Annotated in this window: 13 protein-coding genes; 6 read left to right on the forward strand and 7 right to left on the reverse strand. The window is 63.6% G+C overall.

Annotated features, from left to right (window positions below):
* The first annotated feature begins 46 nt into the window (after positions 1–46).
* From SZ64_RS12645 to SZ64_RS12665, 5 genes are all read left to right on the forward strand, one after another.
* On the forward strand, positions 47–754 hold the full coding sequence (locus tag SZ64_RS12645; RefSeq protein ID WP_054531152.1) for a CoA transferase subunit A: 708 nt from the start codon (positions 47–49) through the stop codon (positions 752–754).
* Positions 754–1626, forward strand: coding sequence for an HAD family acid phosphatase (locus tag SZ64_RS12650; protein WP_054531153.1), 873 nt, complete (start codon positions 754–756; stop codon positions 1624–1626). Before SZ64_RS12645 ends, SZ64_RS12650 begins: the two co-directional genes overlap by 1 nt.
* Positions 1623–2282, forward strand: a complete 660-nt coding sequence (locus SZ64_RS12655; RefSeq protein ID WP_054531154.1) for a CoA transferase subunit B — start codon at positions 1623–1625, stop codon at positions 2280–2282. Before SZ64_RS12650 ends, SZ64_RS12655 begins: the two co-directional genes overlap by 4 nt.
* A gap of 203 nt (positions 2283–2485) precedes the next feature.
* Positions 2486–3766, forward strand: a complete 1281-nt coding sequence (locus SZ64_RS12660) for an MFS transporter (protein WP_054531155.1) — start codon at positions 2486–2488, stop codon at positions 3764–3766.
* Positions 3767–3909: 143 nt separating this feature from the next.
* Positions 3910–4851 (forward strand): hypothetical protein, encoded by a 942-nt coding sequence (locus tag SZ64_RS12665; RefSeq protein WP_156313639.1) that lies wholly within the window; start codon positions 3910–3912, stop codon positions 4849–4851.
* Between the two features lie 960 nt (positions 4852–5811).
* Here the strand turns inward: SZ64_RS12665 and metK are convergent.
* The 7 genes from metK to SZ64_RS12700 all read right to left on the reverse strand — a co-directional run bounded on the left by metK (position 5812) and on the right by SZ64_RS12700 (position 14411).
* Positions 5812–7020 carry a methionine adenosyltransferase gene (gene metK, locus SZ64_RS12670; protein ID WP_054531157.1) on the reverse strand — a complete coding sequence of 403 codons (1209 nt, stop codon included), beginning with the start codon at positions 7018–7020 and terminating at the stop codon, positions 5812–5814.
* A 51-nt stretch (positions 7021–7071) separates the two neighbouring features.
* Positions 7072–8667, reverse strand: coding sequence for an apolipoprotein N-acyltransferase (gene lnt / locus SZ64_RS12675; RefSeq protein WP_082384581.1), 1596 nt, complete (start codon positions 8665–8667; stop codon positions 7072–7074).
* A gap of 112 nt (positions 8668–8779) precedes the next feature.
* Positions 8780–9478, reverse strand: coding sequence for a DUF4167 domain-containing protein (locus SZ64_RS12680; protein ID WP_082384582.1), 699 nt, complete (start codon positions 9476–9478; stop codon positions 8780–8782).
* 209 nt (positions 9479–9687) lie between these two features.
* A complete protein-coding gene (gene prmC, locus SZ64_RS12685; RefSeq protein WP_054531158.1) occupies positions 9688–10542 on the reverse strand; it encodes a peptide chain release factor N(5)-glutamine methyltransferase in 855 nt (284 codons plus the stop codon).
* A 138-nt stretch (positions 10543–10680) separates the two neighbouring features.
* On the reverse strand, positions 10681–11751 hold the full coding sequence (gene prfA, locus SZ64_RS12690; RefSeq protein ID WP_054531159.1) for a peptide chain release factor 1: 1071 nt from the start codon (positions 11749–11751) through the stop codon (positions 10681–10683).
* Between the two features lie 130 nt (positions 11752–11881).
* Positions 11882–13132, reverse strand: coding sequence for a histidine--tRNA ligase (gene hisS, locus SZ64_RS12695; protein WP_054531160.1), 1251 nt, complete (start codon positions 13130–13132; stop codon positions 11882–11884).
* A gap of 169 nt (positions 13133–13301) precedes the next feature.
* Positions 13302–14411 carry an LLM class flavin-dependent oxidoreductase gene (locus SZ64_RS12700; protein WP_054531161.1) on the reverse strand — a complete coding sequence of 370 codons (1110 nt, stop codon included), beginning with the start codon at positions 14409–14411 and terminating at the stop codon, positions 13302–13304.
* Between the two features lie 276 nt (positions 14412–14687).
* On the opposite strand from SZ64_RS12700, the gene ppa reads away from it, so the two are divergent.
* Entirely contained in the window at positions 14688–15227 is a 540-nt protein-coding gene (gene ppa / locus SZ64_RS12705; protein ID WP_054531162.1) for an inorganic diphosphatase, read from the forward strand.
* The last annotated feature ends 56 nt before the right edge of the window (positions 15228–15283 follow it).

The raw sequence follows: 15283 nt of genomic DNA on the forward strand, positions 1-15283 counted from the left end.
AGGATCGCTGTCGCAACGCCGGTGCAGCCTTTGCGAGGAGATTCGATTGAACAAGCTCTACCCCGATGCAGCCTCCGCGCTCGACGGGCTGCTCAAGGACGGGATGCTCATTGCCTCTGGCGGCTTCGGCCTGTGCGGCATTCCCGAAAACCTGCTGGATGCGATTCAGGCCAGTGGGGTGACCGGGTTGACCTTTGCCAGCAACAACGCCGGGATCGACAATGAAGGCATCGGCAAGCTGCTGCGCACGCGGCAGGTAGCCAAGATGATCAGTTCCTATGTCGGCGAGAACAAGGAGTTCGAACGGCAATATCTGGCTGGCGAGCTGGAAGTGGAATTCTGCCCCCAGGGCACCTTGGCCGAACGCATGCGCGCGGGCGGTGCGGGCATTCCCGGCTTCTATACGAAAACCGGGGTGGGCACCGAAGTGGCCGAGGGCAAGGAAGTGAAGATCTTCGACGGCGAGGAATATATCCTCGAACGCGGGATCTTTGCCGATCTTGCCATCGTCAAGGCATGGCGCGCGGACACCACCGGCAATCTGCAGTTCCGCAAGACGGCCCGCAATTTCAACCTGCCCGCCGCCACCTGCGGCAAGGTCTGCGTGGTCGAGGTGGAGGAAGTGGTGCCGGCCGGCTCGCTCGATCCCGATGCGATCCACCTGCCCGGCGTCTATGTACAGCGCATGGTGATCGGCGCGCCTTACGACAAGAAGATCGAATTCCGCACCGTGCGGCAGAGGGAGACGGCCTGATGCGCAGCGCAATCGCGCGGGGCCTGTTCTCCGCTTCACTGGGCGCGCTGCTTGCCGCCTCACCTGCCGTAGCGCAGGATGCCTCCAAGGGCTTCCAGTTCCTCTATGGCTCGGCTGAAGGCGCAGCGATCAGCCGACAGGCCTTCAACGGGGTCGTTAGCCTGGCCATGGCGCGCAAGGCCCAGCGCGAGGCAGGCCTGCCGCTGGTGCAGACCGTGCTCGCCCCCGGATCGACGCTGGAAAATCCCGCCTTCGAAGGCTGCGGTGAAAAGCCGCTGGCCGCCGTGTTCGATGTCGACGAGACGATGCTGCTCAATGTCGGCTTCGAATATTGGGACGCAGGCCGCCCGGCCGGCTCCACCTTCTCCTTCAAGGCGTGGGAGAACTGGGAAAAGACCGGCTTCGACAAGGTGGCCGCCGTGCCCGGCGCTCTGGAAGCGGCGGCGAATCTGCGCGCGGCGGGCATCGCGGTGATCTACAACACCAACCGCACTTCCGCCCATGCGGAAGAGACGGCCCGCGCAATCGAATTCGCCGGATTCCCCAAGCCGGTGCCGGGGCAGGATCTGTTCACCGATGGGGATGGCAGCGGCCATAAGGATCTGCGCCGCGCGGCCATCGCCAGCACCTATTGCGTCGTCGCCATGGGCGGGGACCAGCTGGGCGACTTCTCCGATCTGTTCAGCCCCAAGCCGATGGACATCCATGCGCGGCGCGCCACCACCGCCGCCCCGGCGATTGCCGCCCTGTGGGGCCAAGGCTGGTTCGTCCTGCCCAACCCAGTCTACGGCAAGGGTGTGGTGGGCGATCTGGACACGGTATTTCCCGACACCGCCCTGCGCTGGACCTATTCCGAAGGAAAAGAGCAATGAGTGCTACTGAAGGCCTGACCAAGGGCTGGACCCGCGACCAGATGGCCGCGCGCGCCGCGGCGGAGCTGCAGGACGGGTTCTACGTCAATCTAGGCATCGGCATTCCCACTTTGGTGGCCAACCACATCCCCGCCGGGATGCAGGTCACGCTGCAATCCGAAAACGGGATGCTGGGCATCGGCCCCTTCCCCTATGAGGATGAAGTCGATCCCGATCTGATCAATGCGGGCAAGCAGACGATCAGCGAACTGCCGCAATCGGCCTATTTCGATTCGGCCATGAGCTTCGCGATGATTCGCGGCGGCCATATCGACCTGACCGTGCTGGGCGCGATGGAAGTTTCCGAAAGCGGCGACATCGCCAACTGGATGATCCCCGGCAAGATGGTGAAGGGCATGGGTGGCGCCATGGACCTTGTCGCCGGGGTGAAGAAGATCATCGTGGTGATGGAACATGTTTCCAAACACGGCGAACCCAAGTTCATCCCCCAATGCACTCTGCCGCTGACCGGCCGAAACGTGGTGGATATGGTCATCACCGATCTGGCGGTGTTCCAGCGGCCCGATCATTCCAGCCCCTTCCGCCTGATCGAGCTGGCCCCCGGCGTCACGGCCGAGGAAGTCGCAGCGAAGACCACGGCGCATTACGTGGTGTAATAGTTGTTCGTCATTGCGAGGAGCAAAGCGACGAAGCAATCCACGGCCCTAGCGTGACGCGCTGGATTGCCGCGGGACCTTCGCTCCTCGCAATGACGAATGAGGCGCATTCGCGCTGGCACGCCCGGCGCGAATAGTGTCTATCCTCTTCGCCGATAAGTTTCGGGCCTGAATGCTTTTCAGGGATGAGGGGAATTTCCGACATGCAACTGGCAACACGCCGCGATTCGCCCTGGCTGGCGCTGATTCTGCTGACCGGCGTGGCCACGGTGGGCTTCATCGACCGTATCGTGCTCAACGTGCTGGTGGAGCCAATCAAGACCGAATTCGGCCTGACCGATACGCAGATGGGCCTGCTGACCGGCCTCGCCTTCGCGGTGCTGAATGTCACCTTGGGCATCTTCGTTGCCCGCATGGCGGAACGGCGCAACCGGATCACATTGATCGCTTTCGGCACCTTTGCATGGTCGATCGCCACGGCCCTGTGCGGCGCAGTGACCAACTGGGTCCATCTGTTGCTCGCCCGCATCGGCGTGGGCGTGGGCGAAGCTGTCGGCCTGCCCGCCAACCAGTCGGTCGTGGCGGATTATTTCCCCGCGGAAAAGCGCGCCACGGCCATGTCCGTGCTGCTGCTCGCCCCGCCCATCGGCGCCTTCCTCGGTTCGGCGGGCGGATCGTGGATCGCTCAGGATCATGGCTGGCGCATGGCCTTCGTGGCCGCCGCCGTGCCGGGCATCATCCTCTCGATCCTCGTCTTCCTGTTCATCCTCGAGCCGCCGCGCGGCCGCCACGATACGGGCGATACGGAAACCGTGCCTTCCACCATGGACGTGGTGGCCCGCCTGTGGCGGCTGAAGGGCGCGCGCCATCTGGTGGCTGGATCGACGCTGGCCTCCATGGTCGGCTTCGGCCTCAATGCCTTCTTCGCCGCCCTGCTGATGCGCCGCTTCAACCTGACGCTGGTGGAAGCCGGGCTTTACGCAGGCCTGCTGGCCAGCGCGCCCGCCACGATCTCGGTGCTGGCAGGCGGCTGGCTGGGTGACAAGTTCGGCCCAGCCAATCCGGCCGCCTATGCGCTGATCCCCGGCATCTGCCTGCTGATCGGCTTCCCGCTCTATGCCTTTGCCATCACGCTGACCGAACTGGTGCCGCTGCTGGTGCTGGTGACCATCGCGGCCCTGTTCCAGTACACCTACCTGGGCTGCACCTACGGCACACTGCAGAACATGATGCACACCCGCATGCGCGCCACCGCCTCTGCCCTGCTCAATGCGCTCTACAGCCTCGTCGGCAGCGGTCTCGGCCCGCTGGTGGTCGGCGGCATGAGCGACAAATTCGCGGGCAACGGGATCGATCCGGGCACGGCGCTGGCTTGGGCCATGGCGGCCTCCACCCTGTTCTACATCTGGGCCGGTACCCATTACCTGCTAGCCGCCCGCCATCTGCGCGGCGATCTGGAAGCGGTTCGCGAGGGGCGGGTTTAGGCAGTCCGCTTGAGGAGTTCGGCGGGCTGGTTTTAGTGGCATTATGTAGTAGGCAGGCAGCCCTACATTGGGGTGATGGACTCTGAGCCGAATATCAGGAAAAAGATCAGCCGGAGAAAATTCACGGCGGTGTTTCTGGTTCAATGTCTGACAGCAATCGGGGCGAACGATCTTCGGCTTTAAGTTGGATATTCCCTTTAACCGGTATTTGCATTTCCCTATTTCTTGCGTGGGGGATAGGCTGGCTACAAGCTCACGAAGAATACAAGCGCCAGAATACCCCCGCTGCTTATAGAGCAGCAGCTAAGGCCGATGCGGAGCGCGCCTGCGTCGGGACTGAACCGGGCGCTATTTTCGAATGTGTGAACGAAAAGGCTGAAGCCGCCCACGATCAAGCTCATGACGAGCAGGATTTGGCCGCACAGCAGCGTGCCGCATCCAGTGCTCTCGCCACCACCATCCTCAGCTTTTTGGCGCTGATAGCCACCGGGCTGGGTCTTTATTACGTCCGCGAAACGCTCCGCGCGACCTTGAAGGCTGTCGAAGATACCGGACAGGCCACCGAGGCAATGAGGGAAGCAAACCGCATTGCGGAGACTTCCTCCCGAGCGTGGCTGACCTTGGAAATGGAACACGGCTTTTACAGCGATCGTACGGACCGTGATGAGATTCTATTTTTTGCCAATCTCAAGATTACCAACATTGGCGGCACCCCTGCTCAAAACGTCACGGTCGAAACTGCAAGTGTGCCAGATGTGATCCGGAACGAATTCCATGATCTGGTTATAATCTCGGAAAATCTCGCCGACCAATTCTCCGATCTTGAACACATGGTCGTTTTCCCTAATTCGACGGAGTCTTTTCAGGCTATTTTTTCTGTGCCGGTCAGCACGACTGGCTTCGGCCCGGTGGCCTTTCCAGACATTATGATTATCGTAAACTATCGGCTTGGAAATGGGCTTGCTGCTCAAACGAGCGCCCGCTTTTTGGCTGAACACGGAGATGGGCACCGCGAGATTTTTCAAGGGCAAGCGCTGCCGGATGACTTCCGTTTCGCTCGCACGGGCTACATTCGCGTAACCTAAAGCCCCACAAACGATGACAGCCGCCACGACTAACGATGCAAACATCTATGTCTTGGTGCGCTTGCTACTCAATGCCGGGCTTCAGATATGGAAAGCAGTCCGCCGAGGTTCGGTCACAAATCGTAAGTTAATGACAGATCGGCCTAGGCCACTCCATGAACGGCAGGGCCAAGAGCTCTCTTGACATTTTGAACCTATTTGGTTATATGCGCGCCCATCCTGCATCTCAAAACAGGATATGGAACCGGGAGGCGGCTCGGCCGGCTTGCCTTCCCCTCCAATCGCGGGGGCTCCTGCTTACAACAGGAGATGTCACTCCCGCTTCGCGGCCGGCGCTCTTGCGCCAAGGGCAGGCTTCGGCCGGCCCACCCGCCGGAACGGATTTGGCGCGGCACCAGCCGCGATGGAAGTGCGCCTCGTGCGAGCCCGCCCGCGCTTCCCAGCCGCTCCGGACAGGGCCGAGCCCTTCGCGCGCCGCGGAACAGGCGCATGGGCCGTTCGCAAGATAAACCTTCCGCACTGCCCCGGCGCATTGCCGGCCGCGCGGTTCCTTTTGGTTTCACGCTGGCGTTATGTCCGGGTTCGCCGCCGGATGGTGGGGTGTGTCTGGATACACCTTCGTCATTCCCGCGCAGGCGGGAACCCAGGTCAACGGTTGCTGCTGGGTTCCCGCCTGCGCGGGAATGACGAGAGTGAGGTAGAGCGCCTGCCCCATTCACCCACGTCCGCTCATCCTGAGCTTGTCGAAGGACGCGCGCTGACCTTTGAGCCGGGCTCATTCAAGGCGGCCCCCTGGGCTGCTGTTTCCCGTATCGTTGGCCTTCGGCCAGCTTCGCTTCCGACAAGCTCAGGATGAGCGGGGGTTGGGAGATAATCGTAGGGATGACAAAGCCCCACGCCCCCCAACGAAAAAGGCGGAGCCTTGCGGCCCCGCCCTTCTCGATCCGATGAGGGACAACCTCAGGCCAGTGCGGCCTTGAGGTCTTCCACCAGGTCGGTCTTCTCCCAGGGGAAGAAGTCGCCTTCCGCCTTGCGGCCGAAATGGCCGTAAGCCGCGGTGGTGCGGTAGATCGGCTTGTTGAGGCCAAGGTGCACGCGGATGCCGCGCGGGGTGAGGCCGCCCAGCTTTTCAATGCCCTTGATCGCTTCTTCGATCTTGTCGTCGCCCACTGTGCCGGTGCCATGCGTATCGACATAGAGCGAGAGCGGCTTGGACACGCCGATGGCATAGGCCAGCTGGATCGTGCAGCGCGTGGCGAGGCCTGCGGCGACGATGTTCTTGGCCAGATAGCGGGTGATATAGGCAGCCGAACGGTCCACCTTGGTGGGGTCCTTGCCGCTGAACGCGCCGCCGCCATGTGGGGCCGCGCCGCCATAGGTATCCACGATGATCTTGCGGCCGGTCAGGCCCGCATCGCCATCCGGTCCGCCAATCTCGAAACTGCCGGTGGGGTTGATGTGATATTCGGTTTCGTCCGAGAGCAGCTCGGCCGGCAGAATATCGGCCACTACGCCCTTCACATAGGACTTCAGCTCGGCTTCCTTATCGCCCGTGTCGTAACCCGGCGCGTGCTGGGTGGAAACGACGATGGCGGTGGCGGCCACCGGCTTGCCGTTTTCGAAGCGCAGGGTCACCTGGCTCTTGGCGTCAGGCTCGAGGAAGGGGGCCGCGCCGGAATGACGGTCAGCCGCCATGCGCTGCAGGATCTTGTGGCTGTAATCCAGCGTGGCAGGCATGAGATCGGGCGTTTCGTTACAGGCGAAGCCGAACATGATGCCCTGATCGCCCGCGCCTTCATCCTTGTTGCCCGAGGCATCGACGCCCTGGGCAATATGGGCGGACTGGCCGTGCAGATTGTTTTCGAAGCGCAGGGTCTCCCAGTGGAAGCCTTCCTGCTCGTAACCGATCTCCCGCACGGTGTTACGCACAGTCTTTTCGATTTCTTCCAGCGCGCCGGGCGCCCACTGGCCATCTTCGTAAATGCCCTTGCAGCGAATCTCGCCTGCCAGCACCACGAGCTGGGTCGTGGTCAGCGTTTCGCAGGCGATGCGCGCTTCGGGATCCTTGGACAGGAACAGGTCGACAATCGCATCCGAAATCTGGTCGGACACCTTGTCGGGGTGGCCTTCGGAAACGCTCTCGGAAGTGAACAGATAATTCGCGCGCATTGAGGCAGAATCCTCCCTTGCCGTAATGTGGCTCTATCAGGCTGGCCGGTCCTAACGGCGGCGCAGGCGCAAGGCAATCGCGGCGATGACGAGCAGCCCCGCCCATGCGAGCGGCAGGCGGTTGCCCATGTGCGAAAACAGCGTGGGCGCAAGGGCCGGGGGCACCAGCCCGTCCAGCCTGCCGGCCACATGCTGCGGCACATATTCGCGCACTACGCCATGCCCGTCGATCACGCCGCTGATGCCGGTAGTGGTGGCGCGCAGCACAGGTAGGCCTTCCTCGATCGCCCGCATGCGGGCCTGGGCGAAATGCTGCGGCGGCCCGAAACTGCCGAACCAGCCATCGTTGGATGGGTTGAAGATGTAATCGGGCCGCTTGTCCGGATCGACGACCGCGCCGGAGAAGATGATCTCGTAGCAGACCTGGATCCCGGCATGGCCCCAGCGCCCCAGATCGAGCGTGCGCGGCCCCGGCCCCGGCCAGAAATCGATTGCACCGGGCACGAGGCGCGAAAAGCCGATCGGCTCCAGCAGCCAGCGCATCGGCAGATATTCGCCATAGGGCACCAGATGGGCCTTGTCGTAACCAGCCACCACTTCGCCCTTGTCGTTCAGCGCGGTCACCGCATTGCGCGCGGCGGCGGCGCGGCCGTGGCGGATTTCCAGATCGACCGTGCCGGTCATCAGCAGGCTGTCCGCCCCGATCACCCGCGCAATACGCAGGCGCGCAAGGTGCGGATCGCCGAAGGCGGTCATGCTGTCATAATACCGCTGCGGATAGCCATCGAGCAGGTAATCCGGCACGCCCGATTCGGGCCACAGCACCAGCCGGTGCTCCCCCGGCTTGCGCGGATAAGTGAGCTGCGCGGTCCTCTGGAAATTCTGTTCGAAGAAGGGCGATTCGTTGAGCTGTTCCTGCCGGATGTCCGGCTGCACCAGCGTGTAGCGCAAGGTGCCGTCCGCATCGGGCGGGGCCGGCCAGAGCATCCCGCCCGCCACGGCCACGCCGAGCAGCACCAGCAGCACGAATTTCTTGCGCGCTGCCAGCATCGCGCCCGCGCAACCGAGCAGCACCGCGAGGCCTGACAGGCCATAAGTGCCCATCCACGGCGCGAGCGCGGCAAGGCCGGGGCGCGAGAAACTGCCCAGCAGCACCATGCCGAAGGGGTTCCAAGCATAGCCGGTGAAGACCCAGGCCCGCATCCATTCGGTAACGATCCAGCTCGCCCCGAAGGCCAGCGCCAGCGCGATTCCGCCGCCTTTCGGCGTCATCAAACGGGCGCCGAGTGCGGCAAGGCCCGGATAGATCGCGAGATAGAGGGACAGCAGCGGAACCGCTGCCCAGCCGAGAATCACCGGCATTTCAGCCTGATAGGTAAAGGCCGTGGCAATCCAGTTATTGCCGAAAGTGAAGTGGGCGAAGCCGAACAACCAGCCGAGCAGGAACGCCTCTCGGCGGCCTTCAACGTCCCCCAACAGCAGCACAAAGCCGCCTATCGCCAGCAGAGCCAGCGGCCACAGGCCCAGAGGCTGGAACCCCATGGCGGAAAGCAGGCCAAGCGCGAGTACCGCGAATCGTCTGCGCCGCGAGGGACGCTCGATCTCGCGGGCCAGAATCACGCGCTGCGATGTCAGCTCTGACTTCATGGGCGTGGCATGTGGCCTGCCCCGGCAAACGGCGCAAGCGCCATTGCCGGGCAGTCACAAGCCGCGCGGATTTGGAACCCCGCCTTCCCGGACCGGAAGGGCGGAAGAAGGGTCAGCCGACCGCTTCGAGTTCCTGATCGCCACCGCTGCTGCGGGCACGAGTGGTGCGGCGGCGGCGCGGCGCGGGCGCAGGTGCGGCTTCTTCCGCATCGGCGGCCGGAGCCTCGTCCGAATCGTCGCGCCCGATCGCGGGCGGTAGGGCCGCCGGATCGAGACCGCCGGAATGTTCCGCTTCGCCATCGGACGCCTTGGGCGCGCGTTCCTTGCGCGGCCGGCGCGGCTTGGGCTGGCGGGCCGGGCGCGTGAACGGATTGTCCGCCGGCTCGTATTCCTCGCCCTCGCTTGCCTCGGCGGCAATGTCTTCGGCGACGGAATCGCGTTCATCGGCGGAATCCTCGGCCTGCTGCTCTTCGCGGCGGCCACGATCCTGACGGGGAGCGCGATCATATTCGTCGTCGAAGTAATCCTCGTCGTCGCCCCGGTCGCGATCCTGATGGCGCGAGCGCTGCTCGTCCTTCAGGGCGCGGCTGTCGGCGATCACGCGGAAATAGTGATCGGCGAATTGCAGGTAATATTCGGCCTGCACCCGGTCGCCGTTCATCGAGGCGTCGTGAGCAAGCTTCTTGTACTTTTCAAGCAGCTGCGGAGCGTTGCCGCGTGCGCGGCTGTCGATCCGGTTGAGCTGACCCCCGCCTTGCGAGCGGTTATTACCGCGGCCTCGGCGACGGTTATTATTGCGATTGTTACTCAAGGGAATTCACTTCCTCAGCTAGACCGCCCATGCATGAGATTGCGCGGCAGTCGCATGACCCCTCGCCACGGCACGCTTTTCGCGCATCCGTGGTCCCTCCACCTGCATGCAGACCGGGTGTCACCCCGCGCGCCATACGCAAATGTTGGAGCAGGGCAGACAGGTGGGAATTTGCGTCCAACTGCCGACCTTGGCTTTTTGCCTAGCTCCTAAGCGGAGCATTGCCAAGCGCAAAAACGCAAGAGCAGTGCGCGTGGCCTTCCGGCGAGGTCTTCATGCAACACGGCCGAAAATCCGGCCTTTTCAGCCAATTGCCTTACCGGCTCGGCCTGGGTCCGGCCGATTTCAAGAACGGCTATCCCATCTGGAGACAAAAGTTTCGGCAATTGGGGCACCAGCACGCGGTAATCGTCCAGCCCATCCGGCCCGGCGAACAGCGCGCCCGAAGGCTCGAACTCCCGTACCGACGGAGCCAGTTCGGCCTCCGATTCTACATAGGGAGGGTTGGCCAGAATACAATCGAACCGCCCCAGCCCTTCGTCCCAGCCCGGCTGCGTCCAGTCGCGCTTTTCCATGCGGGCGCGCGCGCCAAGCCCCAGCCTTTCCGCATTGGCGCTGGCCATGGCCAAGGCCCCTTCGGACCGGTCGATCCCCAGGCCTGCGGCATCAGGCCGCTCGGCCAGCACGCTGAGCAGCAGGGCGCCCGAACCGACACCGCAATCGAGCGCGCGCGTGGGCGCCGGGCATGCGGAGAGGGCGGCATCCACGATGGTCTCGCTATCCCCACGCGGGATCAGCACGTCCGGACTCACAAGGAAGTCCCGCCCGTAAAATTCCTGATGGCCGGTGATATAGGCCACCGGCTCCTGCCCCGCGCGCCGCTCCACGAGGGGGGCAAAGCCTTCCGGCACAGCGTCGCGCATATGGCGCAGCAACAGGTCCGACCGACTGACGCCCAGCGCATGGGCCATCAGGACTTCGGCATCGAGCCTTGTTGTGTCGCTGGTCGATTCGAGGCGTTGGGCAGCCTCGCGGATGGCCTGGGCGATGGTGATGGAGGTCATGGGTGGCGCGCAGAACCGGTTATTGGGCTGATGTTGCGCGCGTGCTTCGACAAGCTCAGCATGAGCGGAATATGTGCCAGAACCCGCTCAGCCTGAGCTTGTCGAAGGCCACACGCAACCCCTGCCCAACCCCTCACCTCACTCCCCCAGGGCCGCCAGCCGCTTCGCCTCATCCTCGGCGATCAGCGCGTCGACCAGTTCCCCCAGCCCCGGCCCTTCGAGCACTTCATTGAGCTTGTGGAGGGTCAGACCGATTCGGTGATCGGTCACTCGGCCTTGCGGGAAATTATAGGTGCGGATGCGTTCGGAACGGTCGCCCGAACCGACCATGGCCTTGCGCGCCTCGGCCTCGGCGCCCTGCGCCTCGTCGCGCATTTTCTCGTAGAGGCGGGCGCGCAGCACCTGCATCGCCTTGGCCTTGTTCTTGTGCTGGCTGCGCTCGTCCTGGCAGATCACCACCAGGCCAGTTGGCAGGTGAGTGATGCGCACGGCCGAATCGGTGGTGTTCACATGCTGCCCGCCCGCGCCCGATGCGCGATAGATGTCGATCTTGAGATCCTTGTCATCGATCTGCACATCGACTTCGCTCGGCTCGGGCAGCACGGCCACAGTCGCGGCGGAAGTATGAATGCGCCCGCCGCTTTCGGTAACCGGCACGCGCTGCACACGGTGGACGCCGCTTTCGAACTTCAATTTGGCGAACACGCCCTGCCCGGCGACATTGGCCACCACTTCCTTGAAGCCGCCAATATCGGAGGCATTGGCGCTGATCATCTCCACTCGCCAGCCCTGTTCGGCGGCATAGCGTTCATACATGCGATAGAGATCGGCGGCGAACAAAGCGGCTTCGTCCCCGCCCGTGCCCGCGCGGATTTCCAGCATGGCCGGGCGGCTGTCGGCCACGTCGCGCGGCAGCATGGCGATGGCAAGGCGGTGTTCCGCCTCGGGCAGTTCCGCTTTCAGCCGGGTGACTTCTTCCTCGGCCAGCACGCGCATTTCCGGATCGGGATCGTCCAGCCGTTCCAGCTCGGCCAGTTCGCCGCGCATGGTGCGCACCTGCTCGGCCACGCGGGCTACCGGCTCCAGCTCCGCATAGTCGCGGCTGGCAGAGACGAAGGCGTCGCCTTCAAGCTGGCCCGACGCAAGGCGCGCCTCCAGCTCGGCAAAACGGTTCGCGATCTGGGCGAGGCGGTCGTTTGGGATGGTCATGCCGTCGCCCCACTCAATCTGTCATGCCGGACCTGTTCCGGCATCCGGCTTCCTGCTTCACTCGGCATGGAAAGGCAGCTGGACCCCGGAACAAGTCCGGGGTGACGGAAACGGGAATTGCCCAGCCGATTCATTCCGCCGGGCCGCGCCAGTCATGGCCTGCCAGCACGCCTTCGATCGCCACTTCATCGCCACCGGTGATGCGCAGGCGATGTGCGGTTGCGCCATTGTCCACCGACAGGGCGAGGATCGCCTGCGGTTCCTGCTTCACGGCCTTGTCGAAACGCTTGCGGGGCGAACCGCTGGCGAGCAGGTCGGCCGCAATGCCGCTGCGACGCAGGGCAGAAGTAACGCCGATGCCGTCCTGCAGCACGGCATCGTTTTCCACCACGACGATCACCTCTGCCGCGGCCTCGCCCACTTCCCCCACCAGCATCGCCAGCCGCTCGATCCCTGCGGCCCAGCCCACGGCAGGCGTCGGCGCGCCGCCGAGGCTCTCCATCAGGCCGTCATAGCGCCCGCCGCCCAGCACGGTGCCCTGTGCGCCCAGCCGGTCGGTGATGAATTCGAAGGCGGTGTGGCGGTAATAGTCCAGCCCGCGCACCAGCGCCGGGTTCCGGCTCCATGCCACGCCTGCCGCATCCAGCACCGAAGTGACGGCGCCGAAGAAGTCCTGCGCTTCGCCGGACAGGAACTGGTCGATCTGCGGGGCGTCCGCCACGAAGGCCTTGTCCCGCTCGTCCTTGGAATCGAGGATGCGCAGGGGGTTCTTTTCCAGCCGGTCCTGGCTGTCTTCCGAAAGGCTGGTCTTCACATCGCGGAAATAGGCCACCAGCGCGCTGCGCCATGCCTCGCGGCTGTCGGAATCTCCCAGCGTGTTGAGGTTGAGCGTAACGCCATCGGAGATGCCGAGTTCCTTCAGCAGCTGGTCGGCCATCACCAGCAATTCCACATCGGCCTGCGGTTCGGCCGCGCCGATGATTTCCGCATCGATCTGGTGGAACTGGCGATAGCGGCCCTTTTGCGGGCGCTCGTAACGGAACAGCGGGCCATGAGTGGCCACTTTCAGCGGGGCATATTGCTGCCAGCCATCGGTGAGATAGGCGCGCGCGATGCCGGCGGTGAATTCCGGCCGCAGGGTCAGCGATTCCCCGCCGCGATCCTCGAAGGAATACATTTCCTTGGAGACCACGTCGGTCGTCTCGCCGATGGAGCGGCTGAACACTTCCGTCTTTTCGAACACGGGCATTTCCACCCGGCGGAAGCGATAGAGCTTGCGCACGCGTTCGAAGGTTTCAACCACATGGGCGAAGGCCTCGGCCTCGGCGCCGAAAATGTCCTGTGTGCCCCTGATCGGGCGGGGTGTTTCGATCTTTGCCATTGCGGGCGGCCTTTAAGCCCCGCGCGTGGGCGGCGCAATCTTTGCGCGGCACCGAAGTGCCGGGGGAAAGTCATTGCGAGGGGTCGGGGCGGGCGGTGGAACCGGATTTGGAGTGACCCTATCCGATCCGCGCGGGCCCCGCCCCTCGCAATGGCAGCGGACTAGCCCCCTACTCCGCTGCTTGGAGGAAGCGATCGTCGATATCGACGTCTGCTTCCCAGCTCTTGATCTCGGGCAGCACCTTCTCGGCGAAGAGGTGCATGTTCTTGCGTGCTTCATCCAGCGGCATGCCGCCGTAATAGACATGGGGGAAGAAGCCCTGCGGCTTGTAGATTTCCTTCAGTTCCCACATCCGGTCGAGGATCATCTGCGGGGTGCCGGTAACGGCGCCCTTGGAGAAATCCTCCACATAGGGTTCGACCTGTTCGGGGGTGAGCACCATCTTCTCGTAATGCTCGTAACCCTTGATGTGCGGGAACTTGCCCGGCGTATCGAGGCCGTAGTTCCTGATCGCGGCGCGCATCGTGTGGGCGAGATATTTCCGGCCCTGTTCCTCCGCGAATTCCGCGCTTTCATCGATATAATAATTGCCGCCGAGCATGGGGGGCGGGGGCGCGCTGTCCGGCCCGTTCACTTCCTTCCACACTTCGGTGTATTTGTCGGGCGGCACATCCTTGCCGCGCTGCGGCAACATCAGGATCATGTTGCCGCAGCCCAGCTTGGCCGCCGTGTACATCGAATTGCCCGAGAGCGATCCGCAGAACTTGCGGCCCTCGAAGCTCTTGATCGGGCCGGGATGCAATTCGCGCCGGGGGATGGTGCCATAGGCGCCCTCACCCTCCAGCACGCCGGTTTCCAACGCGGGGATCACTGCCTCCAGAATGTCGGTGTAAAGCTGGCGGCTCAGGTTCTGGTCGATCCCCAGCCCGGTGAATTCATGGTGGGCCAGCCCGCCGCCGAAGCCCAGGATGGCGCGCCCGCCGGACAGAATATCCAGATTGATGATCTTTTCGGCCAGCCGCGCCGGATTGTGCCAGGGCACGATGATGCACTGCGTGCCCAGCTTCACATGCTTCGTCTTGGCGGCGATGTAGGTGAGGAGCTGCAGCGGATCGTTCGACATCGAATAGTCGGAGAAATGGTGCTCGGTGATCCACACCGAATCGAACCCCAGTTCTTCCGCCATGACGAGGTTTTCGACTTCTTCCCGCACGAAACGGGCATCGTCATATGCCGTGCCACGCTGATGCGCGAAACCGCTGGCCAGGCCAACATGCATTCCAACTCTCCTCTGCCCGTACCCTGGAGCCCTTTTGCGGGCCTCTCAGGTTAAGACTCGGCTTTTGCCGGTCATTGATTTTTCACTAGAGTGCCAATTTCTGGCCTCGCAGGCAATTGGTTACTTTCAACAGGGAATTGCCCCCTCGCCTTTCGGTCCGTGCTGGGCTAACGGCGCGGCTCACGCAGAAGGGCACAAGCCCTCGCAAAATGGACAGGATGCCGCTTCGTGGCCCCGGGCAGGGCCGTCAGCAGAATCGCGGAAAAAAGAGCACACATGCGTATCGATCTGATCCCTACCGGCGACAATCCGCCTGAAAGCCTCAACGTCATCATCGAGGTGCCGACCGGCGGCGAGCCCGTGAAATACGAGTTCGACAAGGCATCGGGCGCCCTGTTCGTGGACCGCATCCTGCATACGCCGATGCGCTATCCCGCCAATTACGGCTTCGTGCCGCACACGCTTTCGCCCGATGGCGATCCGCTGGACGCGCTGGTGATCTCGCGCAGCCCGTTCATCCCCGGCTGCGTCGTGCGCGCGCGCCCCATCGGCGTGCTGAAGCTGGAAGACGAAGCCGGCGGCGACGAGAAGCTGGTCTGCGTGCCGGTGGACACGACCTTCCCCTATTACTCGGACGTGGGCGAGCGGCAGGATCTGCCCTCGATCGTGCTCCAGCAGATCGAGCACTTCTTCAAGCACTACAAGGATCTGGAATCCGAAAAGTGGGTCCGCATCGGCGCCTGGGGCGACGCTGCCGAAGCACGCCAGATCGTGCTGGAAGCGATCGAACGCGCCAAGGAAGCCAAGGGCGCCTGACGCAAGTTTGCGCTGGCGCACCCCGCCACCGTGATCTAGCCCTCCCTTTCGGGGGA

It is taken from the genome of Erythrobacter sp. SG61-1L (assembly GCF_001305965.1).
Lineage (GTDB): Bacteria > Pseudomonadota > Alphaproteobacteria > Sphingomonadales > Sphingomonadaceae > Andeanibacterium.

Bases quoted from the DNA above. Each gene is read 5' to 3' on its own strand.
- SZ64_RS12650 (WP_054531153.1), top strand. From the start codon at position 754: ATGCGCAGCGCAATCGCGCGGGGCCTGTTCTCCGCTTCACTGGGCGCG.
- SZ64_RS12655 (WP_054531154.1), top strand. From the start codon at position 1,623: ATGAGTGCTACTGAAGGCCTGACCAAGGGCTGGACCCGCGACCAGATG.
- SZ64_RS12660 (WP_054531155.1), top strand. From the start codon at position 2,486: ATGCAACTGGCAACACGCCGCGATTCGCCCTGGCTGGCGCTGATTCTG.
- SZ64_RS12665 (WP_156313639.1), top strand. From the start codon at position 3,910: ATGTCTGACAGCAATCGGGGCGAACGATCTTCGGCTTTAAGTTGGATA.
- metK (WP_054531157.1), bottom strand. From the start codon at position 7,020: ATGCGCGCGAATTATCTGTTCACTTCCGAGAGCGTTTCCGAAGGCCAC.
- lnt (WP_082384581.1), bottom strand. From the start codon at position 8,667: ATGAAGTCAGAGCTGACATCGCAGCGCGTGATTCTGGCCCGCGAGATC.
- prmC (WP_054531158.1), bottom strand. From the start codon at position 10,542: ATGACCTCCATCACCATCGCCCAGGCCATCCGCGAGGCTGCCCAACGC.
- prfA (WP_054531159.1), bottom strand. From the start codon at position 11,751: ATGACCATCCCAAACGACCGCCTCGCCCAGATCGCGAACCGTTTTGCC.
- hisS (WP_054531160.1), bottom strand. From the start codon at position 13,132: ATGGCAAAGATCGAAACACCCCGCCCGATCAGGGGCACACAGGACATT.
- SZ64_RS12700 (WP_054531161.1), bottom strand. From the start codon at position 14,411: ATGCATGTTGGCCTGGCCAGCGGTTTCGCGCATCAGCGTGGCACGGCA.
- ppa (WP_054531162.1), top strand. From the start codon at position 14,688: ATGCGTATCGATCTGATCCCTACCGGCGACAATCCGCCTGAAAGCCTC.